At 66.9% G+C, this 23,726-nt stretch carries 20 protein-coding genes, 1 tRNA gene and 1 pseudogene; 16 read left to right on the forward strand and 6 right to left on the reverse strand.

Annotated elements, in window-relative coordinates:
- Window positions 1-133 precede the first annotated feature (133 nt).
- Together CA983_RS18165 and CA983_RS18170 are read right to left on the reverse strand one after the other, a co-directional pair.
- Window positions 134-1,165, reverse strand: coding sequence for an adenosine deaminase (locus CA983_RS18165; protein ID WP_086601956.1), 1,032 nt, complete (start codon window positions 1,163-1,165; stop codon window positions 134-136).
- 147 nt (window positions 1,166-1,312) lie between these two features.
- Window positions 1,313-2,539 carry a pyridoxal phosphate-dependent aminotransferase gene (locus CA983_RS18170; RefSeq protein ID WP_086601957.1) on the reverse strand — a complete coding sequence of 409 codons (1,227 nt, stop codon included), beginning with the start codon at window positions 2,537-2,539 and terminating at the stop codon, window positions 1,313-1,315.
- Between the two features lie 306 nt (window positions 2,540-2,845).
- Here CA983_RS18170 and CA983_RS18175 point away from each other — a divergent pair.
- The 16 genes from CA983_RS18175 (at window position 2,846) to tuf (ending at window position 22,306) form a co-directional block, all read left to right on the forward strand.
- Window positions 2,846-2,918 (forward strand) — tRNA-Trp (locus CA983_RS18175).
- Window positions 2,919-3,026: 108 nt separating this feature from the next.
- Complete coding sequence (gene secE / locus CA983_RS18180; RefSeq protein ID WP_059424774.1) at window positions 3,027-3,311, forward strand: preprotein translocase subunit SecE; 285 nt, start codon at window positions 3,027-3,029, stop codon at window positions 3,309-3,311.
- An 80-nt stretch (window positions 3,312-3,391) separates the two neighbouring features.
- Window positions 3,392-4,261, forward strand: a complete 870-nt coding sequence (gene nusG, locus CA983_RS18185; protein WP_086601958.1) for a transcription termination/antitermination protein NusG — start codon at window positions 3,392-3,394, stop codon at window positions 4,259-4,261.
- 162 nt (window positions 4,262-4,423) lie between these two features.
- On the forward strand, window positions 4,424-4,858 hold the full coding sequence (rplK, locus tag CA983_RS18190) for a 50S ribosomal protein L11 (protein WP_086601959.1): 435 nt from the start codon (window positions 4,424-4,426) through the stop codon (window positions 4,856-4,858).
- A gap of 76 nt (window positions 4,859-4,934) precedes the next feature.
- On the forward strand, window positions 4,935-5,660 hold the full coding sequence (gene rplA, locus CA983_RS18195; RefSeq protein WP_086601960.1) for a 50S ribosomal protein L1: 726 nt from the start codon (window positions 4,935-4,937) through the stop codon (window positions 5,658-5,660).
- Window positions 5,661-5,787: 127 nt separating this feature from the next.
- Window positions 5,788-6,645, forward strand: a complete 858-nt coding sequence (locus CA983_RS18200) for an SCO4651 family lipoprotein (RefSeq protein ID WP_086601961.1) — start codon at window positions 5,788-5,790, stop codon at window positions 6,643-6,645.
- Between the two features lie 93 nt (window positions 6,646-6,738).
- Window positions 6,739-7,566, forward strand: a complete 828-nt coding sequence (locus CA983_RS18205) for an SCO4651 family lipoprotein (protein ID WP_086601962.1) — start codon at window positions 6,739-6,741, stop codon at window positions 7,564-7,566.
- 295 nt (window positions 7,567-7,861) lie between these two features.
- On the forward strand, window positions 7,862-8,392 hold the full coding sequence (gene rplJ / locus CA983_RS18210) for a 50S ribosomal protein L10 (protein WP_086601963.1): 531 nt from the start codon (window positions 7,862-7,864) through the stop codon (window positions 8,390-8,392).
- A 115-nt stretch (window positions 8,393-8,507) separates the two neighbouring features.
- Complete coding sequence (rplL, locus tag CA983_RS18215; protein ID WP_059424784.1) at window positions 8,508-8,894, forward strand: 50S ribosomal protein L7/L12; 387 nt, start codon at window positions 8,508-8,510, stop codon at window positions 8,892-8,894.
- A 574-nt stretch (window positions 8,895-9,468) separates the two neighbouring features.
- A complete protein-coding gene (gene rpoB / locus CA983_RS18225; protein WP_086601964.1) occupies window positions 9,469-12,954 on the forward strand; it encodes a DNA-directed RNA polymerase subunit beta in 3,486 nt (1,161 codons plus the stop codon).
- A 94-nt stretch (window positions 12,955-13,048) separates the two neighbouring features.
- Window positions 13,049-16,948 (forward strand): DNA-directed RNA polymerase subunit beta', encoded by a 3,900-nt coding sequence (locus tag CA983_RS18230; protein ID WP_086601965.1) that lies wholly within the window; start codon window positions 13,049-13,051, stop codon window positions 16,946-16,948.
- A gap of 138 nt (window positions 16,949-17,086) precedes the next feature.
- On the forward strand, window positions 17,087-17,608 hold the full coding sequence (locus CA983_RS18235) for a DUF1707 and DUF4190 domain-containing protein (RefSeq protein WP_086601972.1): 522 nt from the start codon (window positions 17,087-17,089) through the stop codon (window positions 17,606-17,608).
- Window positions 17,609-17,945: 337 nt separating this feature from the next.
- Window positions 17,946-18,317, forward strand: coding sequence for a 30S ribosomal protein S12 (gene rpsL, locus CA983_RS18240; RefSeq protein WP_003948652.1), 372 nt, complete (start codon window positions 17,946-17,948; stop codon window positions 18,315-18,317).
- A 2-nt stretch (window positions 18,318-18,319) separates the two neighbouring features.
- Window positions 18,320-18,790: a 30S ribosomal protein S7 gene (rpsG, locus tag CA983_RS18245; RefSeq protein ID WP_003998848.1), complete on the forward strand. Its 471-nt coding sequence runs from the start codon at window positions 18,320-18,322 to the stop codon at window positions 18,788-18,790.
- A 39-nt stretch (window positions 18,791-18,829) separates the two neighbouring features.
- Window positions 18,830-20,956 carry an elongation factor G gene (gene fusA / locus CA983_RS18250; protein WP_086601966.1) on the forward strand — a complete coding sequence of 709 codons (2,127 nt, stop codon included), beginning with the start codon at window positions 18,830-18,832 and terminating at the stop codon, window positions 20,954-20,956.
- A gap of 156 nt (window positions 20,957-21,112) precedes the next feature.
- Window positions 21,113-22,306, forward strand: coding sequence for an elongation factor Tu (gene tuf, locus CA983_RS18255; RefSeq protein WP_086601967.1), 1,194 nt, complete (start codon window positions 21,113-21,115; stop codon window positions 22,304-22,306).
- Window positions 22,307-22,430: 124 nt separating this feature from the next.
- Here the strand turns inward: tuf and CA983_RS18260 are convergent, their stop codons facing one another.
- The 4 genes and pseudogenes from CA983_RS18260 to CA983_RS47930 all read right to left on the reverse strand — a co-directional run.
- A complete protein-coding gene (locus CA983_RS18260; protein WP_158101868.1) occupies window positions 22,431-22,817 on the reverse strand; it encodes a phage holin family protein in 387 nt (128 codons plus the stop codon).
- A 93-nt stretch (window positions 22,818-22,910) separates the two neighbouring features.
- Window positions 22,911-23,168 (reverse strand): hypothetical protein, encoded by a 258-nt coding sequence (locus tag CA983_RS18265; protein WP_086601969.1) that lies wholly within the window; start codon window positions 23,166-23,168, stop codon window positions 22,911-22,913.
- Window positions 23,165-23,602 (reverse strand): hypothetical protein, encoded by a 438-nt coding sequence (locus tag CA983_RS18270; RefSeq protein WP_086601970.1) that lies wholly within the window; start codon window positions 23,600-23,602, stop codon window positions 23,165-23,167. Before CA983_RS18270 ends, CA983_RS18265 begins: the two co-directional genes overlap by 4 nt.
- Window positions 23,599-23,726: pseudogene (locus CA983_RS47930) on the reverse strand (helix-turn-helix domain-containing protein); the annotation flags it as partial. The gene CA983_RS18270 and the pseudogene CA983_RS47930, both read right to left, overlap by 4 nt.

The following is a 23,726-nucleotide window of genomic DNA, read 5'->3' on the forward strand; positions in this document are numbered from 1 at the left end:
GGCTCCGCTCGAGCAGGGGGGACCACCCCCATCGCCCCCAGCGGCACGACTGCCCGCAGCGGCGGCCTGCGGCAGCCAAGCCACGATGCGCCCGCTCCCCGGCGCGGCCCCGACCCACCGCACCCCGCAGGCGCTACGACGCCAACCAGTCGTCCACCCCGGCCAGCAGCTTGCTCTTCACGTCCTCCGGCGCCGCCGATCCCCGTACCGACTGCCGCGCCACCTCCGCCAACTCCGCATCCGTGAACCCGTGATGCCGCCGCGCGATCTCGTACTGCGCGGCAAGACGCGACCCGAACAGCAACGGGTCGTCCGCGCCCAGCGCCAGCGGCACCCCCGCCTCGAACAGCGTCCGCAGCGGCACGTCCTCCGGTTTCTCGTACACCCCCAGCGCCACGTTCGACGCCGGGCACACCTCACATGTCACCTGCCGGTCCGCCAGCCGCTTCATCAGCCGGGGATCCTCCGCGGCCCGCACCCCGTGCCCCACCCGGTTCGCCCCCAGGTCGTCCAGACAGTCCCGCACCGACGACGGCCCCGCCAGCTCGCCCCCGTGCGGCGTCGACAACAGCCCGGCCTCCCGCGCGATCCCGAACGCCCGGTCGAAGTCCCGCGCCATGCCCCGCCGCTCGTCGTTCGACAGCCCGAACCCGACGACCCCCCGGTCCGCGTACCGCACCGCCAGCCGCGCCAGGGTGCGCGCGTCCAGCGGGTGCTTCATCCGGTTCGCCGCGACCAGCACCCGCATACCGAGCCCGGTCTCCCGCGACGTCGTCTCCACCGCGTCCAGGATGACTTCCAGCGCCGGGATCAACCCGCCCAGCCGCGGCGCGTACGACGTCGGATCGACCTGGATCTCCAGCCACCCCGACCCGTCCCGCAGATCCTCCTCCGCGGCTTCCCGCACCAGCCGCTGGATGTCCTCCGGCTCCCGCAGACACGAGCGCGCCGCGTCGTACAGCCGCTGAAAGCGGAACCAGCCCCGCTCGTCCGTCGCCCGCAGTCTCGGCGGCTCCCCGCCGACCAGCGCCTCGGTCAGCGCGTCGGGCAGGCGCACCCCGTGCTTGTCGGCCAGTTCCAGCACGGTCGTGGGCCGCATCGACCCGGTGAAGTGCAGGTGCAGATGGGCTTTCGGCAGTTCAGAGACATCACGTACACGCTCCATTCCAGGATCCTGCCGTACGCCCCAGCCGTCCCGGAAGCTGTTTCCCCTTTCGTGGTCTTGCTCGCACAAAGTCTTGCTCGCACAAACAAGTGGGGCACATACCGAATCCGGTATGTGCCCCAGGCCGGGAGGCCGGCGAAACGGACCTCAGTCCTTGGCCTCCGCCAGCAGCTTCTGCATCCGGCTCACGCCCTCGACGAGATCCTCGTCACCGAGGGCGTACGACAGCCTCAGATACCCGGGCGTACCGAACGCCTCACCCGGCACCACCGCGACCTCGGCCTCCTCCAGGATCAGCGCGGCCAGCTCGACCGTGTCCTTGGGCCGCCGGCCCCGGATCTCCTTGCCGACCAGCGCCTTCACCGACGGGTACGCGTAGAACGCGCCCTCCGGCTCCGGGCACACCACGCCGTCGATCTCGTTCAGCATCCGCACGATGGTCTTGCGGCGCCGGTCGAACGCCTCGCGCATCTTCTCGACGGCGACCAGGTCACCGGAGACGGCGGCCAGCGCGGCGGCCTGGGCGACGTTGGACACGTTCGACGTGGCGTGCGACTGAAGGTTCGTCGCGGCCTTGACCACGTCCTTCGGGCCGATGATCCACCCGACGCGCCAGCCGGTCATCGCGTACGTCTTCGCGACACCGTTCACCACGATGCACTTGTCGCGCAGCTCGGGCAGCACCGCCGGCAGCGACACGGCGGAGGCGTCGCCGTAGACCAGGTGCTCGTAGATCTCGTCGGTCAGCACCCACAGGCCGTGCTCGACGGCCCAGTGGCCGATGGCCTCGGTCTCCTGCTCGCTGTAGACGGCGCCGGTCGGGTTCGACGGCGAGACGAAGAGCACGACCTTCGTCTTCTCCGTACGGGCCGCCTCCAGCTGCTCGACGGTCACCCGGTAGCCGGTCGTCTCGTCGGCGACGACCTCCACCGGCACACCCCCGGCCAGCCGGATCGACTCCGGGTACGTCGTCCAGTACGGCGCGGGCACGATGACCTCGTCACCCGGGTCGAGGATCGCGGCGAAGGCCTCGTAGATGGCCTGCTTGCCGCCGTTGGTGACGAGGATCTGCGACGCGTCGACCTCGTAGCCCGAGTCGCGCAGCGTCTTCGCGGCGATCGCGGCCTTCAGCTCGGGCAGGCCGCCGGCCGGCGTGTAGCGGTGGAACTTCGGGTTCTTGCAGGCCTCGATCGCGGCCTCGACGATGTAGTCCGGGGTCGGGAAGTCGGGCTCACCGGCGCCGAAGCCGATCACCGGCCGCCCGGCGGCCTTGAGGGCCTTGGCCTTGGCGTCCACGGCGAGGGTGGCGGACTCGGAGATCGCGCCGACTCGGGCGGAGACCCGGCGCTCGGTGGGAGGGGTTGCAGGGCTCATGGGCCCCATCGTTTCAGACAGGAAACGTGGGCGGCACGGGGGTTTCACAGACTGAACAACGTCGGGCAAACCCTTGAACAACAGTGCGGATCGACCGCACGGCCTGGGCGATCTTCAGCCGGAGCCCGGCCGTCCGCACCCCGCTCCGCAGGCGATCTTCCGCCAACGAGGCCTCCCCGGAGTCCTTTCTGTTCGACGACCGGCCGCGGACCACGTACACTCTCACCTCGTTGGCCTTCAGCAGGCCGCGCCCGTTCGGTGCACACCACGCATCCGGATGGATGCGGTACGTTGGGGGACACACAAAGGGTCGTAGCTCAATTGGTAGAGCACTGGTCTCCAAAACCAGCGGTTGGGGGTTCAAGTCCCTCCGGCCCTGCTACACACTCCTTCGCCAGGATGTGTGCGCATGTACGTACAGCAATGCACCGCCGTGCGGCTCAGACCGGGCGCGGCACGGCCACGACCCGGAATCAGGTGAGGACGAGTGACGGACGCCGTGGGCTCCATCGACATGCCTGATGCCCAGGACGAGGCGCCGGAGTCCAGGAAGACCCGCAAGGGTGGCAAGCGCGGCAAGAAGGGCCCGCTGAAGCGGCTCGCCCTCTTCTACCGCCAGATCGTCGCGGAGCTGCGCAAGGTCGTCTGGCCGACCCGCAACCAGCTCACGACGTACACGACCGTGGTGATCATCTTCGTGGTCATCATGATCGGCCTGGTCACCGTGATTGACTATGGACTCAGCAACGCCGCCAAGTACGTGTTCGGCTGAGCCGCCAGCGAAGAGCGCCGAGGTACCCGGCGCTCCTTTCGCATGTTCCACCCCCATGTATCCAGGAAGAAGCAGCCACCGTGTCTGACCCGAACGTGAACGACGCCATCGAGCCTGTCGAGTCCGTCGAGGACGAGCTCGACACCGTCGAGGGCGCGGACAGCGAGGACACCGAGGCCTCCGCCGAGGTCGAGGCTGCCGACGCCGTCGCGGACGACGCCGCCGAGGCGGAGACCGAAACCGACGAAGAGGCCGCGGACGAAGCGGAGACCGAGGCCGACGAAGAGGCCGCGGACGAAGCGGAAGCCCTCGAGGAAGAGCCCGCGGACGACCGCGACCCGATCGAGAAGCTCCGCGAGGAACTGCGGGTCCTGCCCGGCGAGTGGTACGTCATCCACACCTACGCCGGCTACGAGAACCGCGTGAAGACCAACCTGGAGCAGCGCGCCGTCTCGCTGAACGTCGAGGACTACATCTTCCAGGCCGAGGTGCCGCAGGAAGAGGTCGTCCAGATCAAGAACGGCGACCGCAAGACGATCAAGCAGAACAAGCTCCCGGGTTACGTCCTCGTCCGCATGGACCTGACGAACGAGTCCTGGGGCGTCGTCCGCAACACCCCCGGTGTCACCGGCTTCGTGGGCAACGCCTACGACCCGTACCCGCTGACGCTGGACGAGATCGTCAAGATGCTCGCCCCCGAGGCCGAGGAGAAGGCCGCCCGCGAGGCCGCCGAGGCCGAGGGCAAGCCGGCTCCGCAGCGCAAGGTCGAGGTCCAGGTGCTGGACTTCGAGGTCGGCGACTCGGTCACCGTCACCGACGGCCCGTTCGCCACGCTCCAGGCGACCATCAACGAGATCAACCCGGACTCGAAGAAGGTCAAGGGCCTCGTGGAGATCTTCGGCCGCGAGACGCCGGTCGAGCTCTCCTTCGACCAGATCCAGAAGAACTAGCAGTCACCCGGCTTCCGAACAGGTCAGGCGGGCCTCGCGGCCTGTCTGACCTGCTCGGTTTTTGGCCGCACATGGATACCCGTTATCGTTGTGCGGTATGCCTCCATCCGGCTGATCCGGATCGGAGGCTGAAAAACTCTCACTAGGACCCGGAGAGAGCACATGCCTCCCAAGAAGAAGAAGGTCACGGGGCTCATCAAGCTCCAGATCCAGGCCGGTGCCGCCAACCCGGCCCCGCCGGTCGGCCCCGCGCTGGGCCAGCACGGCGTCAACATCATGGAGTTCTGCAAGGCCTACAACGCCGCGACCGAGTCGCAGCGTGGCTGGGTCATCCCGGTGGAGATCACGGTCTACGAGGACCGTTCCTTCACCTTCATCACCAAGACCCCGCCGGCCGCCAAGATGATCCTGAAGGCCGCGGGCATCGACAAGGGCTCCGGCGAGCCGCACAAGACCAAGGTCGCGAAGATCACGCGTGACCAGGTCCGCGAGATCGCCACCACCAAGATGCCCGACCTCAACGCCAACAACCTGGACGCCGCCGAGAAGATCATCGCCGGCACCGCCCGTTCCATGGGCGTCACGGTCGAGGGCTGAGCCCCAACCCCATCAGCAGAAGTGGCAGGGCCTGCTCGGCCCGGACCACGACTCCTAAGAATCCACAGGAGCAGTAGTGAGCAAGCGCAGCAAGTCCCTTCGCGCTGCGGACGCCAAGGTCGACCGGGAGAAGCTCTACGCCCCGCTCGAGGCCGTCCGTCTCGCCAAGGAGACCTCCACGACCAAGTTCGACGGCACCGTCGAGGTCGCCTTCCGTCTGGGTGTCGACCCGCGCAAGGCCGACCAGATGGTCCGTGGCACCGTGAACCTCCCGCACGGCACCGGTAAGACCGCCCGGGTCCTGGTCTTCGCGACCGGCGACCGTGCCGAGGCAGCGCGTGCCGCGGGCGCCGACATCGTCGGCGCCGACGAGCTGATCGACGAGGTGTCGAAGGGCCGTCTGGACTTCGACGCCGTCGTCGCCACCCCGGACCTCATGGGCAAGGTCGGCCGCCTCGGCCGCGTGCTCGGCCCGCGTGGTCTGATGCCGAACCCGAAGACCGGCACCGTCACCCCCGACGTCGCCAAGGCCGTCACCGAGATCAAGGGCGGCAAGATCGAGTTCCGTGTCGACAAGCACGCGAACCTGCACTTCATCATCGGCAAGACGTCCTTCGAGGACACCCAGCTGGTGGAGAACTACGGCGCGGCCCTGGATGAGATCCTCCGTCTGAAGCCGTCCGCCGCCAAGGGTCGCTACATCAAGAAGGCCGCCATCAGCACCACGATGGGCCCCGGCATTCCGGTCGACTCCAACCGCACCCGCAACCTCCTCGTTGAGGAGGACCCGGCCGCGGTCTGAGCCTGACGGCTCACCCAACCGGTCACGGGCCCCGCACCTCTCAGAGGTGCGGGGCCCGTTCCCTTTTCCGGTACGTAGGCCGGTGGCCTGGGTTAACGTGCGGGAACCGGATGGGAACGGGGGACGTATGCAGGGCAGGACCGTGCGCCGCGTGAGCCTGGTGCTCGCGGCGGCGACCGCGCTGACGGGAGTGGCCGCCTGCACCTCCCCGGACTCCTCCGACGGCCCGGGCAAGGACGACCGCGCCGCCCACGGCAGGTCCGTCGAAGCCCTGCGCTCCGCCGAGCGCGCCACCCGGCGGGCCGGGTCCGCCCGGGTCGAGTCCACGACGACCATGGGCTCGCTGATGTCCATGACCGCCGACGGTGCCCTCGGCTGGAGCGACGGCATCACCGGCACCCTGACCATCACGTACACCGGCGGCACCCTGGCCGACACCATGCGCCGGCTCGGCAGCACCTCCATGGAGGCCCGCTACCTGCCCGACGCCTACTACGCGCGCATGGGCGAGAAGTTCGCCGAGCAGGCCGGCGGCAAACACTGGATCCGGTACGCCTACCAGGACCTGGAAGCCCTCGCCGGGGGCTCCGGCGCCCACCTCGGCGACCAGATGCGCACCACCACGCCGAACCAGTCCGTGAAGCTCCTGCTGGCCTCCGGGGACGTCCGAAAGGTCGGCGAGGAGTCCGTGCGCGGCCGGCCCGCCACGCACTACTCCGGCACCGTGGCCGCCGCGGACGTCACCGACCCCGCCCTGAAGAAGCAGCTCACCGAGGCCGGCGTCACCACCGAGACCGTCGACATCTGGATCGACGAGCGGCACCTTCTGGTCAAGAAGGTGGAGAAGGCGCGGATGACCACGGGCCGGATGACCCAGACCGCGCACTACGGCGACTACGGCGTCCGGGTCCGGGCCCAGCGGCCCGTGCTGTCCGACACCGGGGACTTCGAGGACCTGATGCGGAAGCGGGCGGGTACGTCCTGAGGTCCCCGAGAATCCGCATAGATCACTTGTGCCCCTCTGGGATAGGCTCACGGCCTTGCTGTGAAGCAATCAAGTATTCCTTGGGGGGAATCAATGAGGACATCCATACCTGTCGCCGGGCTGGGCGCTCTGCTTCTCGCCGCCGGTGCGGTCGGCTGCGGTTCGGAGCAGTCGCCGGAGATGACGCCCGCGGCCGCCGTCGCCAAGGCGGCGAAGAACACGGAGGACATCACGTCCCTCCGGTACCGCATGAGCGGCACGGTGCCGGAGTCGGGCCAGGTCAAGGGCGAGGCGTCGATGCGCCTGAAGCCCACGATCGCCATGAGCATGAAGATGACGGCACCCGAGCAGGGAGCCACCGAGGCCGTGGAGATCCGCCTCGTCGACAAGGCCATGTACATCGGTGGGGGAGCCGAGATGGCCAAGGAGATGGACGGCAAGACCTGGATGAAGTTCGACCTGTCCGGGTCCGACGCGGGCAAGGAGCTGGACCAGCTGGGGTCCGCGAACCAGGCCGAGCAGAACCCGGCGGCGGAGTCCACCTTCCTCACGGGCGCCAAGGACGTGAAGAAGGTCGGTTCCGAGAAGGTCGAGGGCGTCGAGACGACCCACTACACGGGCACCGTCACGCTCAAGGACCTCCGCGCGTCCCTCAAGGACGGGAAGGCGGACACGCGCGAGCAGCGCGAGAAGAGCATCAAGCAGTACGAGAAGCTGGGCGTCGACAAGCTCACGATGGACATGTGGGTCGACGGCGACGACCACACCAAGCAGTTCCGGATGAAGGGCGCGGCCGACAAGGGCCCGCTCGACATGACCATCACCTTCCTCGACTACAACAAGCCGGTGAACGTCACGGCCCCGCCGGCCAAGGACGTCGCCGACCTCGCCGAGCTGTTCAAGGAGCTGGACGCGAGCTGATCCGTCGTACGGGCGGATTTGCTTGACGGCGATCCGTTCCCGTACTCTCCTACAGAAGCCAAAGACCGCTGGTCGTTACCGCGCGCTCGCATGAGGGTGCGGTGGCCGAAGGATCCGCTGAACGGCGGACGACCCGCGCAGGTGACACTTGGAGAAGCTCCCGGAGTTCGCCCGCCCAGTGCGTGTGTACAACCGGTCGAGCTACGCCCCGTGCGCCTGCGCCGGGGCGTTTCGTTTTCCCCAGTCCTCCTTCGGGTCCGCGCGGTCCGAATCACCCGGAAGGAGGCCGAGGCTCATGGCGAGGCCTGACAAGGTCGATGCCGTCGAGGAGATGCGGGACAAGTTCCGTAACTCCAACGGCGCCGTCATCACCGCGTACACCGGTCTCACCGTGGCGCAGCTCCAGCAGCTGCGTCGTTCACTCGGTGAGAACGCTCAGTACCGTGTGGCGAAGAACACGCTGACCAAGATTGCGGCCAACGAGGCCGGGATCAACGCGATCGACGACCTCTTCACGGGTTCGTCGGCCGTCGCCTTCGTGACCGGTGACCCGGTCGAGGCGGCGAAGGGTCTCCGTGACTTCGCCAAGGACAACCCCAACCTGGTCATCAAGGGCGGCGTCCTTGACGGCAAGGTGTTGTCCGCCGATGAGATCAAGAAGCTTGCGGACCTCGAGTCCCGCGAGGTTCTGCTCTCCAAGCTGGCCGGTGCCATGAAGGGCAAGCAGTCCCAGGCTGCCTCTGTCTTCCAGGCGCTGCCGTCGAAGCTCGTCCGCACCGTGGACGCGCTCCGTGCCAAGCAGGACGAGCAGGGCGGTGCCGAGTAACTCGGCTCGCATCCCGGCCCCCGCTGCCTGAACGCGGAGGCCGTCGCGGGCCAGTAGTACGCCCGCCTCACATGTACATCCGGCACCTGCCGATTTAGTGGAAGGACCGCCAATCATGGCGAAGCTCAGCCAGGAAGACCTGCTCGCGCAGTTCGAGGAGATGACCCTCATCGAGCTCTCCGAGTTCGTGAAGGCGTTCGAGGAGAAGTTCGACGTCACCGCTGCCGCCGCCGCGGTCGCCGTCGCGGGCCCGGCCCAGGGTGGCCCGGCTGCCCCGGCCGAGGAGGAGAAGGACGAGTTCGACGTCGTCCTCACCGGTGCCGGCGACAAGAAGATCCAGGTCATCAAGGTCGTGCGTGAGCTGACCTCCCTGGGCCTGAAGGAGGCCAAGGACCTGGTCGACGGTGCGCCGAAGCCGGTTCTGGAGAAGGTCAACAAGGAGGCCGCCGACAAGGCGAAGGAGTCCCTCGAGGGCGCCGGTGCCTCCGTCGAGGTCAAGTAAGACCTCCCGGATCCGCCAGGATCCGCGACACGTCCCACTGGGCGTGTAACGCGTAAGCGCGGAAGAGCGATCATCCATCCGGGTGGTCGCTCTTCGGCGTTTCCGGGGTCCGGCCACGGTTGCCTTGCACCCTCTGTGGCGGGGGGTATGGTGATCTTCGTCGTATCTCTGGGCCGACCCCGGATCGGGCAGGGGGGCCTTGACGAACCGCACGCAGCGCGCAATTCTCAGGACGCGTCGTCACAAGGATCCGAATCCGAGGTATGGATCGGCGACGAAGAGGGCAGTATCAACGTGCGTTGAGGGCAGCGCCGTGTCGCAGGAGTGGAACAACGAGGGTGAACACGGGTTTCAGAACCCGGACTGGACATCAGTGTGCCGTGTGGCTACACTGACCCTTTGCGCTGCCTGTTAGCTGTCCCCTGCCCGTCACCAGGGGTCTGCCCTCGCCCGAGCATCGACGACAAGACCTGTCTGACCTGGCTTTTCGGCCGGACCGACATAGCTTGTCTCTGTGTACGGGAGAGGGGCCGGTACGCGCGTAGTGAGTCCGAGCCCTCGGAAGGACCCCCTCTTGGCCGCCTCGCGCAACGCCTCGACCGCGAATACGAACAACGCCGCCAGCACTGCCCCGCTGCGCATCTCTTTTGCAAAGATCAAGGAGCCTCTTGAGGTTCCGAACCTGCTCGCGCTGCAGACCGAGAGCTTCGACTGGCTGCTCGGCAACACCGCCTGGCAGAGTCGGGTCGAGGAGGCTCTCGAGAACGGTCAGGACGTCCCCACCAAGTCCGGGCTCGAGGAGATCTTCGAGGAGATCTCCCCGATCGAGGACTTCAGCGGGTCGATGTCGCTGACCTTCCGCGACCACCGCTTCGAGCCGCCGAAGAACTCGATCGACGAGTGCAAGGAGCGCGACTTCACGTACGCGGCCCCGCTCTTCGTCACGGCCGAGTTCACCAACAACGAGACCGGCGAGATCAAGTCCCAGACCGTCTTCATGGGCGACTTCCCGCTCATGACGAACAAGGGCACCTTCGTCATCAACGGCACCGAGCGTGTCGTGGTGTCGCAGCTCGTCCGTTCGCCCGGTGTCTACTTCGACTCCTCCATCGACAAGACGTCCGACAAGGACATCTTCTCCGCCAAGATCATCCCGTCCCGGGGTGCCTGGCTGGAGATGGAGATCGACAAGCGCGACATGGTCGGTGTCCGCATCGACCGCAAGCGCAAGCAGTCCGTCACCGTCCTGCTCAAGGCGCTCGGCTGGACCACCGAGCAGATCCTCGAGGAGTTCGGCGAGTACGAGTCCATGCGCGCCACCCTGGAGAAGGACCACACCCAGGGCCAGGACGACGCGCTGCTCGACATCTACCGCAAGCTGCGCCCGGGCGAGCCCCCCACGCGTGAGGCCGCGCAGACGCTGCTCGAGAACCTCTACTTCAACCCCAAGCGCTACGACCTGGCCAAGGTCGGCCGCTACAAGGTCAACAAGAAGCTGGGTACCGACACCCCGCTGGACGCCGGGATCCTGACCGTCGAGGACATCATCGCGACGATCAAGTACCTGGTGAAGCTGCACGCCGGCGAGACCGAGACGGTCGGTGACAACGGCACGTCCGTGGTCGTCGAGACCGACGACATCGACCACTTCGGCAACCGCCGCCTGCGCAGCGTCGGCGAGCTCATCCAGAACCAGGTCCGTACGGGTCTGGCGCGTATGGAGCGTGTCGTCCGCGAGCGGATGACGACCCAGGACGTCGAGGCGATCACGCCGCAGACCCTGATCAACATCCGGCCGGTCGTCGCCTCCATCAAGGAGTTCTTCGGCACCAGCCAGCTGTCCCAGTTCATGGACCAGAACAACCCGCTGTCGGGTCTGACGCACAAGCGGCGTCTGTCCGCGCTCGGCCCGGGTGGTCTGTCCCGTGAGCGGGCCGGCTTCGAGGTCCGTGACGTGCACCCCTCGCACTACGGCCGCATGTGCCCGATCGAGACCCCCGAAGGCCCGAACATCGGTCTGATCGGCTCGCTCGCCACCTACGGCCGTGTGAACGCGTTCGGTTTCGTCGAGACCCCGTACCGCAAGGTGTTCGAGGGCCAGGTCACCGACCAGGTCGACTACCTCACGGCCGACGAGGAGGACCGCTTCGTCATCGCGCAGGCCAACGCGCCGCTGACGGACGACATGCGGTTCGCCGAGGCCCGGGTGCTCGTCCGCCGCAAGGGCGGCGAGGTCGACTACGTCGGCCCCGAGGACGTGGACTACATGGACGTCTCGCCGCGCCAGATGGTGTCGGTCGCGACCGCCATGATCCCCTTCCTGGAGCACGACGACGCCAACCGTGCCCTCATGGGCGCGAACATGATGCGTCAGGCCGTGCCGCTGATTAAGTCCGAGTCCCCGCTCGTCGGCACCGGCATGGAGTACCGCTCCGCGGTCGACGCCGGCGACGTGGTCAAGGCCGAGAAGGCAGGTGTGGTCCAGGAGGTCTCCGCGGACTACATCACCACCGCCAACGACGACGGCACGTACATCACGTACCGCCTGGCCAAGTTCGCCCGTTCCAACCAGGGCACCTCGGTCAACCAGAAGGTCATCGTGGCCGAGGGCGACCGGATCATCGAGGGCCAGGTCCTGGCCGACGGTCCGGCCACCCAGAACGGCGAGATGGCGCTGGGCAAGAACCTGCTCGTGGCGTTCATGCCGTGGGAGGGTCACAACTACGAGGACGCGATCATCCTGTCGCAGCGCCTCGTGCAGGACGACGTCCTCTCCTCGATCCACATCGAGGAGCACGAGGTCGACGCCCGTGACACCAAGCTCGGCCCCGAGGAGATCACCCGGGACATCCCGAACGTCTCCGAGGAGGTCCTCGCCGACCTCGACGAGCGCGGCATCATCCGTATCGGTGCCGAGGTCATCGCCGGCGACATCCTCGTCGGCAAGGTGACCCCGAAGGGTGAGACCGAGCTGACGCCGGAGGAGCGCCTGCTGCGCGCGATCTTCGGTGAGAAGGCCCGTGAGGTCCGTGACACCTCGCTGAAGGTGCCGCACGGCGAGACCGGCAAGGTCATCGGCGTGCGCGTCTTCGACCGCGAGGAGGGCGACGAGCTTCCCCCCGGTGTGAACCAGCTGGTGCGCGTCTACGTCGCGCAGAAGCGCAAGATCACCGACGGTGACAAGCTCGCCGGCCGCCACGGCAACAAGGGCGTCATCTCGAAGATCCTGCCGATCGAGGACATGCCGTTCCTGGAGGACGGCACCCCGGTCGACATCATCCTCAACCCGCTGGGTGTGCCGTCCCGAATGAACCCGGGACAGGTCCTGGAGATCCACCTCGGCTGGCTCGCCAGCCAGGGCTGGGACGTCTCCGGCCTGGCGGAGGACTGGGCGCAGCGCCTGCAGGCCATCGACGCCGACCAGGTCCCGCCGCGGACCAACGTCGCGACGCCGGTCTTCGACGGTGCCCGAGAGGACGAGCTGGCCGGTCTGCTGAACCACACCATCCCGAACCGCGACGGCGAGCGCATGGTGCTCCCGTCCGGCAAGGCGCGGCTGTTCGACGGCCGCTCCGGTGAGCCGTTCCCGGAGCCGATCTCGGTCGGCTACATGTACATCCTCAAGCTGCACCACCTGGTCGACGACAAGCTGCACGCCCGGTCGACCGGTCCGTACTCGATGATCACCCAGCAGCCGCTGGGTGGTAAGGCCCAGTTCGGTGGCCAGCGCTTCGGTGAGATGGAGGTGTGGGCGCTGGAGGCTTACGGCGCCGCGTACGCCCTCCAGGAGCTGCTGACCATCAAGTCCGACGACGTCACCGGCCGCGTGAAGGTCTACGAGGCCATCGTCAAGGGCGAGAACATTCCCGAGCCCGGCATCCCCGAGTCCTTCAAGGTGCTCATCAAGGAGATGCAGTCCCTGTGCCTCAACGTGGAGGTGCTGTCCTCGGACGGCATGTCCATCGAGATGCGCGACACCGACGAGGACGTCTTCCGCGCTGCGGAGGAGCTTGGCATCGACCTGTCCCGGCGTGAGCCGAGCAGCGTCGAAGAGGTCTGACGGGAGTTCGGCGGCCTTCGTCATGAAGGCCGCCGGCCCCAGGACCCCCGTATCAGACCCCATGACTTACAACCCTGAGAGGGATTGACGCATAGTGCTCGACGTCAACTTCTTCGACGAGCTCCGGATCGGTCTGGCTACCGCTGACGACATCCGTCAGTGGAGCCACGGCGAGGTCAAGAAGCCCGAGACGATCAACTACCGCACGCTCAAGCCCGAAAAGGACGGACTCTTCTGCGAGAAGATCTTCGGCCCGACACGGGACTGGGAGTGCTACTGCGGCAAGTACAAGCGTGTCCGCTTCAAGGGCATCATCTGTGAGCGCTGTGGCGTCGAGGTCACGCGCGCCAAGGTGCGCCGTGAGCGGATGGGCCACATCGAGCTCGCCGCGCCCGTCACGCACATCTGGTACTTCAAGGGCGTCCCGTCGCGGCTGGGTTACCTGCTCGACCTCGCCCCGAAGGACCTGGAGAAGGTCATCTACTTCGCGGCGTACATGATCACGTACGTCGACGAGGAGCGCCGTACGCGCGACCTGCCCTCGCTGGAGGCCCACGTCTCCGTCGAGCGCCAGCAGATCGAGCAGCGCCGCGACGCCGACCTTGAGGCCCGCGCCAAGAAGCTCGAGACCGACCTGGCCGAGCTGGAGGCCGAGGGCGCCAAGGCCGACGTGCGCCGCAAGGTGCGCGAGGGTGCCGAGCGCGAGATGAAGCAGCTGCGCGACCGTGCCCAGCGCGAGATCGACCGTCTCGACGAGGTGTGGACCCGCTTCAAGAACCTCAAGGTCCAGGACCTCGAGGGCGACGAGCTGCTCTACCGCGAGCTGCGTGACCGCTTCGGCACGTACTTCGACGGCTCGATGGGTGCCGCGGCGCTGCAAAAGCGCCTGGAATCCTTCGACCTCGACGAGGAGGCCGAGCGCCTCCGCGAGATCATCCGTACCGGCAAGGGCCAGAAGAAGACCCGCGCGCTCAAGCGCCTGAAGGTCGTCTCCGCGTTCCTGCAGACCAGCAACAGCCCCAAGGGCATGGTGCTGGACTGCGTGCCGGTCATCCCGCCGGACCTTCGCCCGATGGTGCAGCTGGACGGTGGCCGCTTCGCGACCTCCGACCTGAACGACCTGTACCGCCGTGTGATCAACCGGAACAACCGTCTGAAGCGGCTTCTCGACCTCGGTGCGCCCGAGATCATCGTGAACAACGAGAAGCGCATGCTCCAGGAGGCCGTCGACGCGCTGTTCGACAACGGCCGCCGTGGCCGTCCGGTCACCGGTCCGGGTAACCGCCCGCTGAAGTCCCTCAGCGACATGCTGAAGGGCAAGCAGGGTCGCTTCCGTCAGAACCTGCTCGGTAAGCGTGTGGACTACTCCGCGCGTTCCGTGATCGTCGTCGGTCCGCAGCTGAAGCTGCACCAGTGCGGTCTGCCGAAGGCGATGGCGCTGGAGCTCTTCAAGCCGTTCGTGATGAAGCGCCTGGTCGACCTGAACCACGCGCAGAACATCAAGAGCGCCAAGCGCATGGTCGAGCGCGGCCGCACGGTCGTGTACGACGTGCTGGAAGAGGTCATCGCGGAGCACCCGGTTCTGCTGAACCGTGCGCCCACGCTGCACCGCCTCGGCATCCAGGCCTTCGAGCCGCAGCTGGTCGAGGGCAAGGCCATCCAGATCCACCCGCTCGTCTGCACCGCGTTCAACGCGGACTTCGACGGTGACCAGATGGCCGTGCACCTGCCGCTGTCCGCGGAGGCGCAGGCCGAGGCCCGCATCCTGATGCTGTCCTCGAACAACATCCTCAAGCCCGCCGACGGCCGTCCGGTGACGATGCCGACCCAGGACATGGTCCTCGGTCTGTTCTTCCTCACCACCGACGGCGAGATGCGTGAGCTCAAGGGTGAGGGCCGGTCCTTCGCCTCGGTCGCCGAGGCGATCATGGCCTTCGACGCGGGCGAGCTGTCGCTCCAGTCGAGGATCGACGTCCGCTTCCCGGTCGGCACCATCCCGCCGCGTGGCTGGACCCCGCCGGCGCGTGAGGAGGGCGAGCCCGAGTGGCAGCAGGGTGACAGCTTCCGGCTGAACACGACCCTGGGCCGCGCGCTCTTCAACGAGCTGCTGCCCGAGGACTACCCGTTCGTCGACTACGAGGTCGGCAAGAAGCAGCTCTCCGAGATCGTCAACGACCTCGCCGAGCGCTACCCGAAGGTCATCGTGGCGGCGACGCTCGACAACCTGAAGGCGGCCGGCTTCTTCTGGGCGACCCGTTCCGGCGTCACCGTGGCCATCTCCGACGTCGTCGTTCCCGAGGCGAAGAAGGAGATCGTCAAGGGCTACGAGGCGCAGGACGAGAAGGTCCAGAAGCAGTACGAGCGCGGTCTGATCACCAAGGACGAGCGCACGCAGGAACTCATCGCGATCTGGACCAAGGCGACCAACGAGGTCGCCGAGGCGATGAACGACAACTTCCCGAAGACCAACCCGATCTTCATGATGGTGAACTCGGGTGCACGAGGCAACATGATGCAGATGCGTCAGATCGCCGGTATGCGTGGTCTGGTGTCGAACGCGAAGAACGAGACGATCCCGCGTCCGATCAAGGCGTCGTTCCGTGAGGGCCTGTCCGTGCTGGAGTACTTCATCTCCACGCACGGTGCCCGTAAGGGTCTGGCGGACACCGCTCTGCGTACCGCCGACTCGGGTTACCTCACCCGTCGTCTGGTCGACGTCTCCCAGGACGTCATCATTCGCGAGGAGGACTGCGGCACCGAGCGCGGTCTGCGTCTGAAGATCGCGAGCCGGAACGCCGAGGGCACGCTGCTCAAGGCGGAGGACGTCGAGACGTCCGTGTACGCGCGCTGCCTCGCCGAGGACATCGTGGTCGACGGCAAGGTGCTGGCCCCGGCCGGTACCGACCTCGGCGACGTGCTCATCGACGAGCTGGTCCGCCACGGCGTCGAGGAGGTCAAGACCCGCTCGGTCCTGACCTGCGAGTCCGCCGTCGGCACCTGCGCGATGTGCTACGGCCGTTCGCTGGCCACCGGCAAGCTGGTCGACATCGGTGAGGCGGTCGGCATCATCGCCGCCCAGTCCATCGGTGAGCCCGGTACCCAGCTGACGATGCGTACCTTCCACACCGGTGGTGTGGCCGGTGACGACATCACCCAGGGTCTGCCGCGTGTCGTCGAGCTCTTCGAGGCCCGTACCCCGAAGGGTGTCGCCCCGATCTCCGAGGCCTCCGGCCGCGTGCGGATCGAGGAGACCGAGAAGACCAAGAAGATCGTCGTCACCCCGGACGACGGCAGCGACGAGATGGCCTACCCGATCTCGAAGCGCGCCCGTCTGATGGTCAGCGAGGGCGAGCACGTCGAGGTGGGCCAGAAGCTCACCGTGGGTGCCACCAACCCGCACGACGTGCTGCGCATCCTGGGTCAGCGTGCCGTCCAGGTCCACCTGGTCGGCGAGGTCCAGAAGGTCTACAACTCGCAGGGTGTGTCGATCCACGACAAGCACATCGAGATCATCATCCGGCAGATGCTCCGCCGCGTGACGATCATCGAGTCCGGCGACGCCGAGCTGCTGCCCGGCGAGCTGGTCGAGCGCTCGAAGTTCGAGACCGAGAACCGTCGTGTGGTCCAGGAGGGCGGTCACCCGGCCTCCGGTCGTCCGCAGCTGATGGGTATCACCAAGGCCTCGCTGGCGACGGAATCCTGGCTGTCGGCCGCCTCCTTCCAGGAGACGACCCGAGTCCTGACGGACGCGGCGATCAACGCCAAGTCCGACAGCCTCATCGGCCTCAAGGAGAACGTCATCATCGGTAAGCTCATCCCGGCCGGTACGGGTCTGTCCCGCTACCGCAACATCCGGGTCGAGCCGACCGAGGAGGCCAAGGCCGCGATGTACTCGGCCGTCGGCTACGACGACATCGACTACTCGCCGTTCGGCACGGGCTCCGGCCAGGCCGTGCCGCTGGAGGACTACGACTACGGTCCGTACAACCAGTAAGGCGTAGGTCGGAGTCACTGAAGGGCGGTCACCTCTCGGGGGGCCGCCCTTCGGCGTGTCCGCGGGGACGCGCCGGTGCCAGGAGGCCCGCCAGGGCGCATCATGGAGGGACTCCGGCGTTCCGGGGAGGTGCCGTACGTGTCCCAGCCGCCCTATCCCTCCTGGCAGCCCTGGCAGGGCCCCAGTGCCCCGTCCATGCTCGCCTCGCACGCCGATCGGGAGCGGGCCGTGGACGTACTCAGAGCCGGGTACGGCGAGGGGCGGATGGAGCACGACGAGTTCGAGAAGCGGGTGGCGCGGGCGTACGCGGCGCGGACCGTGGGGGAGCTGGCGATGCTCGTCGCCGATCTGCCTCAGGGGCCCCTGCCGCAGCCGGCCGGGGTCGTGCCCGTGCCGCGGACGTTCCTGCCCGTGCCGCGGCCGCAGACGAACGGGAAGGCGGTGGCGGCCGGCGTGTGCGGGCTGCTGTGTGTGCCGACCATGGGGCTGACGGGGATTCCGGCCGTGGTGCTGGGGCACGTGGCCCGGGCCGAGATCCGCAGCCGGGGGGAGCTCGGGGACGGGCTCGCGCTGACCGGTCTCGTACTGGGGTGGTTGTCCACGGCCGGCTGGGCACTCGTCGTGGTGTTGCTGACGGTGGTGTCCATCGCGGCGGGGTGACGCCCGGGCTGCGAGGAATGTGTGTAAATCGGACAGCCGTCATCGAATTGAAGATCGACAACGGCCGGGGGTCTTGACATGCCCCGTATGGCGATGCGGCCGGCACCCATTTGTTTTGACCGCAGCCAATGCGATAGGTACGCTCAGACCTTGTGCCTGGGGTGTGCCCTGGCTCTCGTGCGTGCCATGAACCGCACGTCGAGCTGATATCGGCCACCGTGATCCGCGCTTAATTCTGCCTGGCGGCGGAAGTCCGCGGGATTCGACACACCCGACCGCGTGGGTCGGCGACGTTCCAGGTTAGCTTCACCATCGGCACACAGAAACCGGAGAAGTAGTGCCTACGATCCAGCAGCTGGTCCGCAAGGGCCGGCAGGACAAGGTCGAGAAGAACAAGACGCCCGCACTCGAGGGTTCGCCCCAGCGTCGTGGCGTCTGCACGCGTGTGTTCACGACCACCCCGAAGAAGCCGAACTCGGCCCTGCGTAAGGTCGCGCGTGTGCGTCTGACCAGCGGGATCGAGGTCACCGCTTACATTCCGGGTGAGGGACACAACCTGCAGGAGCACTCCATCGTGCTCGTGCGCGGCGGCCGTGTGAAGGACCTGCCGGGTGTTCGCTACAAGATCATCCGTGGTTCGCTCGACACCCAGGGTGTCAAGAACCGCAAGCAGGCCCGCAGCCGCTACGGCGCCAAGAAGGAGAAGTAAGAATGCCTCGTAAGGGCCCCGCCCCGAAGCGCCCGGTCATCATCGACCCGGTCTACGGTTCTCCTCTGGTGACCTCCCTGATCAACAAGGTGCTGCTGAACGGCAAGCGCTCCACCGCCGAGCGCATCGTCTACGGCGCCATGGAGGGTCTGCGCGAGAAGACCGGCAACGACCCGGTCATCACGCTGAAGCGCGCTCTCGAGAACATCAAGCCGACCCTCGAGGTCAAGTCCCGCCGTGTCGGTGGCGCCACCTACCAGGTGCCGGTCGAGGTCAAGCCCGGCCGCGCCAACACCCTGGCGCTGCGCTGGCTCGTCGGTTACTCCCGCGCCCGCCGCGAGAAGACCATGACCGAGCGTCTCCTCAACGAGCTTCTCGACGCCTCCAACGGGCTCGGTGCGGCCGTGAAGAAGCGCGAGGACACCCACAAGATGGCCGAGTCCAACAAGGCCTTCGCGCACTACCGCTGGTAGTCGCTACCCACATCGAGACCGAGAGAAGACTGAAGCCTTATGGCTACCACTTCACTTGACCTGGCCAAGGTCCGCAACATCGGGATCATGGCCCACATCGACGCGGGCAAGACGACCACCACCGAGCGGATCCTGTTCTACACCGGCGTTTCCTACAAGATCGGTGAGGTCCACGACGGCGCTGCCACCATGGACTGGATGGAGCAGGAGCAGGAGCGTGGCATCACGATCACCTCTGCTGCCACCACCTGTCACTGGCCGCTTGAGGACAACGACTACACCATCAACATCATCGACACCCCGGGTCACGTCGACTTCACCGTCGAGGTGGAGCGCTCCCTGCGCGTGCTCGACGGTGCCGTGACGGTGTTCGACGGTGTCGCCGGCGTTGAGCCCCAGTCCGAGACGGTGTGGCGTCAGGCGGACCGCTACGGCGTTCCGCGGATCTGCTTCGTCAACAAGCTCGACCGCACCGGTGCCGAGTTCCACCGCTGCGTCGACATGATCAGCGACCGTCTGGGCGCGCAGCCGCTGGTCATGCAGCTGCCGATCGGTGCCGAGGCGGACTTCAAGGGCGTCATCGACCTCGTGACGATGAAGGCCCTGGTCTGGTCGGCCGAGGCGACCAAGGGTGAGATGTACGACACCGTCGACATCCCGGACACCCACATCGAGGCTGCCGAGGAGTACCGCGGCAAGCTGCTCGAGGCCGTCGCCGAGAACGACGAAGAGCTGATGGAGCTGTACCTGGAGGGCACCGAGCCCACCGTGGAGCAGCTCTACGCCGCGATCCGTCGCATCACCATCGCGTCCGGCAAGGGCGGCGGCACCACCGTCACCCCCGTGTTCTGCGGTACCGCGTTCAAGAACAAGGGCGTTCAGCCCCTGCTCGACGCGGTCGTGCGCTACCTGCCCACTCCGCTCGACGTCGAGGCCATCGAGGGCCACGACGTCAAGGACCCGGAGAAGGTCATCGCGCGCAAGCCGTCGGACGACGAGCCCCTCTCCGCGCTCGCGTTCAAGATCATGAGCGACCCGCACCTCGGCAAGCTCACCTTCGTCCGTGTGTACTCCGGCCGCCTTCAGTCCGGCACCCAGGTGCTGAACTCGGTGAAGGGCAAGAAGGAGCGCATCGGCAAGATCTACCGGATGCACGCGAACAAGCGTGAGGAGATCGAGTCGGTGGGCGCCGGCGACATCGTCGCCGTCATGGGCCTGAAGCAGACCACCACCGGTGAGACGCTGTCGGACGACAAGAACCCGGTCATCCTGGAGTCCATGGACTTCCCGGCGCCGGTCATCCAGGTCGCCATCGAGCCCAAGTCGAAGGGCGACCAGGAGAAGCTCGGCGTCGCGATCCAGCGCCTGGCCGAGGAGGACCCGTCGTTCCAGGTCCACTCGGACGAGGAGACCGGCCAGACCATCATCGGTGGTATGGGCGAGCTGCACCTCGAGGTGCTGGTCGACCGTATGCGCCGTGAGTTCAAGGTCGAGGCCAACGTCGGTAAGCCGCAGGTCGCGTACCGTGAGACGATCCGCAAGGCCGTCGAGAAGGTCGAGTTCACCCACAAGAAGCAGACGGGTGGTACCGGCCAGTTCGCCCGCGTCATCATCGCGATCGAGCCGATCGAGGGCGGCGACGCCTCGTACGAGTTCGTCAACAAGGTGACCGGTGGCCGTGTGCCGAAGGAGTACATTCCTTCGGTGGACGCCGGTGCGCAGGAGGCCATGCAGTTCGGCATCCTCGCCGGTTACGAGATGACCGGTGTCCGCGTGACGCTGCTCGACGGTGCCTACCACGAGGTCGACTCCTCCGAGCTCGCGTTCAAGATCGCCGGTTCGCAGGCCTTCAAGGAGGCCGCGCGCAAGGCCAGCCCCGTGCTGCTCGAGCCGATGATGGCCGTAGAGGTCACCACGCCCGATGACTACATGGGTGAGGTCGTCGGCGACATCAACTCCCGCCGTGGCCAGATCCAGGCCATGGAGGAGCGGGCCGGTGCCCGCGTCGTGAAGGGCCTCGTGCCCCTTTCGGAGATGTTCGGTTACGTCGGCGACCTGCGCAGCAAGACGTCCGGCCGTGCCAGCTACTCCATGCAGTTCGACTCCTACGCCGAGGTTCCCCGGAACGTCGCCGAGGAGATCATCGCGAAGGCCAAGGGCGAGTAACGCACCGCGTCTACACGCCGTAGGCTTGACTCCGGAGCCTTGAGGGGCATTCCGCCGCAATCGCGGTGAGAATGCCCCGGGGCCCGGGCTTTCCAGCAAAGATCACCTGGCGCCGATGAGTAAGGCGTACCAGAACCACTCCACAGGAGGACCCCAGTGGCGAAGGCGAAGTTCGAGCGGACTAAGCCGCACGTCAACATCGGCACCATCGGTCACATCGACCACGGTAAGACGACCCTCACGGCCGCCATTACCAAGGTGCTGCACGACGCGTACCCGGACCTGAATGAGGCCTCGGCCTTCGACCAGATCGACAAGGCTCCTGAGGAGCGCCAGCGCGGTATCACCATCTCCATCGCGCACGTCGAGTACCAGACCGAGACGCGTCACTACGCCCACGTCGACTGCCCCGGTCACGCGGACTACATCAAGAACATGATCACGGGTGCGGCGCAGATGGACGGCGCCATCCTCGTGGTCGCCGCCACCGACGGCCCGATGCCGCAGACCAAGGAGCACGTGCTCCTGGCCCGCCAGGTCGGCGTTCCGTACATCGTCGTCGCGCTGAACAAGGCCGACATGGTGGACGACGAGGAGATCCTGGAGCTCGTCGAGCTCGAGGTTCGTGAGCTGCTCTCCGAGTACGAGTTCCCGGGCGACGACCTGCCGGTCGTCAAGGTCTCGGCGCTCAAGGCCCTTGAGGGCGACAAGGAGTGGGGCCAGTCCGTCCTCGACCTGATGAAGGCCGTCGACGAGTCGATCCCGCAGCCCGAGCGTGACGTCGACAAGCCGTTCCTCATGCCGATCGAGGACGTCTTCACGATCACCGGTCGCGGTACGGTCGTCACCGGCCGTATCGAGCGTGGTGTCCTCAAGGTCAACGAGACCGTTGACATCGTGGGCATCAAGCAGGAGAAGACCACCACCACGGTCACCGGTATCGAGATGTTCCGGAAGCTCCTCGACGAGGGCCAGGCCGGTGAGAACGTCGGTCTGCTCCTCCGTGGCATCAAGCGCGAGGACGTCGAGCGCGGCCAGGTCATCATCAAGCCGGGCTCGGTCACCCCGCACACCGAGTTCGAGGCGCAGGCCTACATCCTGTCCAAGGACGAGGGTGGCCGCCACACGCCGTTCTTCAACAACTACCGCCCGCAGTTCTACTTCCGTACGACGGACGTGACCGGCGTGGTGACCCTCCCCGAGGGCACCGAGATGGTCATGCCGGGTGACAACACCGAGATGAAGGTGGAGCTCATCCAGCCCGTCGCCATGGAGGAGGGCCTGAAGTTCGCCATCCGTGAGGGTGGCCGGACCGTGGGCGCCGGCCAGGTCACCAAGATCACCAAGTGAGTCTCCGGACTTGCTTGAGGGTCGACTGACCTGAGTGGCTCGGAGGGGCCCGTACGACTTCGGTCGTGCGGGCCCCTTTGCTGTGTCCGATTGCTGTGTCCGATTGCTGTGTCCGATGCTCGTTCTACGACGGCTGGGGTGCGGTTTTGGCCGGTCCGAGGGCGAGGAGAACCAGGACGGTCACCCGCACGATGACGCCGCCGAGCAGGGCGGCGAGGAAGCCGTCGACGTGGAGGCCGTACTCCATGTCGGAGCCGAGCCAGGAGACGAGCAGCCAGATCAGGGTGTCCTGGGCGATGCCGACCACGCCCAGGAGCAGCAGGAGGACCGGGGGAGCCGTCCTGATGTCGTCCGGGTAGCTGTAGATCAGCTGGTTCACGATGAGGAAGACCGCGCCGGCGAGGACGACCTCCCACGGGGGTGAGTCGAGGATCGTGCTGATGCCGGGGAGGAGCACGGTGGCCAGGGTGACCCCGAGAAAGGTGCCGAGTACGCGTCTTCGCTTGTCCATGGGGCGGATCATGACTTAGGGCATGTCCGGCGACAAGGTTCTGGCGTGTACGGTTCCGGCACCACGATCGTGAGACGCGTTTCGTCCAGCTGGTCAGAAGCCCAGGTACGTGATCTGGACGACGTAGACCCGCTCGCTACGGACGACGACCTGATACGTGAACATGCCGCCAGGGACGATGATGTCGCCGCCCTTCGGGTCGACACCGTCATGGGCCTGTCCGTGGACATGGAAGGCCTCGGCTGCCCTGACCAGTTCGTCCGCGTTGCTTTCCACCTCGGCGAGGAAGCTGGTGGGAGCGGTTCTGGCCGCTGCCTCCGCGCCGAAGACGTACTCCCATTTCCAGCTCACCCGCGGACTGCCTTCATGGCTTCGTCCAGGACGGCGCTCAGTTCACGCAGGGCCTCTTGGGCGATGGTGGGGTCATCGTGCTCCAGGTTGCCTTTCGCCCGGGTGTAGCGGGTGGACAGATCGGGGCGCCGGGCGATTTCGATGTCCCTGGCCCAAGTCAGCACCCAGCTCTGCACCGGGCTCAGCGACTGCCACTCGACCGCCTTGGCGAAGGCTTCGTCCTTGGTGCCCTGCATCTCTTCCAGGCGGGCCGGATCGACGGCGGCGAGGGCCGCGCGCAGGGCGTCAGGAGTCTGCTGAGGGCGGGGGATCAGCTCATGTCCGTGGTCGGCCTGAGTGCTCATCGTGTCCACCTCCAGGGAGTGCCTCGGCCAGGCTATCCCGCCCGTGTTGCCGGTGAGCGCGGCGACGTGTGCGGCAGTTGCTCTTCTCATGCGGCCTCCAGAAGCTCGGCCCGCTCGGGTCGGCAGTCGTGGCAGCGGCCGGAGGCCGGTGCGCGGAAGGCGCGGTCGCAGCCGTCGCAGGTCTGGAGCGGGTGACGGACGGTCGGCGGGGGTG

This window comes from Streptomyces swartbergensis (assembly GCF_002148965.1).
In the GTDB taxonomy this organism is placed as follows: Bacteria; Actinomycetota; Actinomycetes; order Streptomycetales; family Streptomycetaceae; genus Streptomyces; species Streptomyces swartbergensis.

Excerpts from the sequence above, each read along its gene's own strand:
- rplK (WP_086601959.1), top strand. The coding sequence starts at position 4,424 with ATGCCTCCCAAGAAGAAGAAGGTCACGGGGCTCATCAAGCTCCAGATC.
- CA983_RS18165 (WP_086601956.1), bottom strand. The coding sequence starts at position 1,165 with ATGGAGCGTGTACGTGATGTCTCTGAACTGCCGAAAGCCCATCTGCAC.
- rpsG (WP_003998848.1), top strand. The coding sequence starts at position 18,320 with ATGCCTCGTAAGGGCCCCGCCCCGAAGCGCCCGGTCATCATCGACCCG.
- CA983_RS18270 (WP_086601970.1), bottom strand. The coding sequence starts at position 23,602 with ATGAGAAGAGCAACTGCCGCACACGTCGCCGCGCTCACCGGCAACACG.
- CA983_RS18260 (WP_158101868.1), bottom strand. The coding sequence starts at position 22,817 with ATGGACAAGCGAAGACGCGTACTCGGCACCTTTCTCGGGGTCACCCTG.
- rplJ (WP_086601963.1), top strand. The coding sequence starts at position 7,862 with ATGGCGAGGCCTGACAAGGTCGATGCCGTCGAGGAGATGCGGGACAAG.
- CA983_RS18170 (WP_086601957.1), bottom strand. The coding sequence starts at position 2,539 with ATGAGCCCTGCAACCCCTCCCACCGAGCGCCGGGTCTCCGCCCGAGTC.
- rplL (WP_059424784.1), top strand. The coding sequence starts at position 8,508 with ATGGCGAAGCTCAGCCAGGAAGACCTGCTCGCGCAGTTCGAGGAGATG.
- fusA (WP_086601966.1), top strand. The coding sequence starts at position 18,830 with ATGGCTACCACTTCACTTGACCTGGCCAAGGTCCGCAACATCGGGATC.
- CA983_RS18205 (WP_086601962.1), top strand. The coding sequence starts at position 6,739 with ATGAGGACATCCATACCTGTCGCCGGGCTGGGCGCTCTGCTTCTCGCC.
- CA983_RS18200 (WP_086601961.1), top strand. The coding sequence starts at position 5,788 with ATGCAGGGCAGGACCGTGCGCCGCGTGAGCCTGGTGCTCGCGGCGGCG.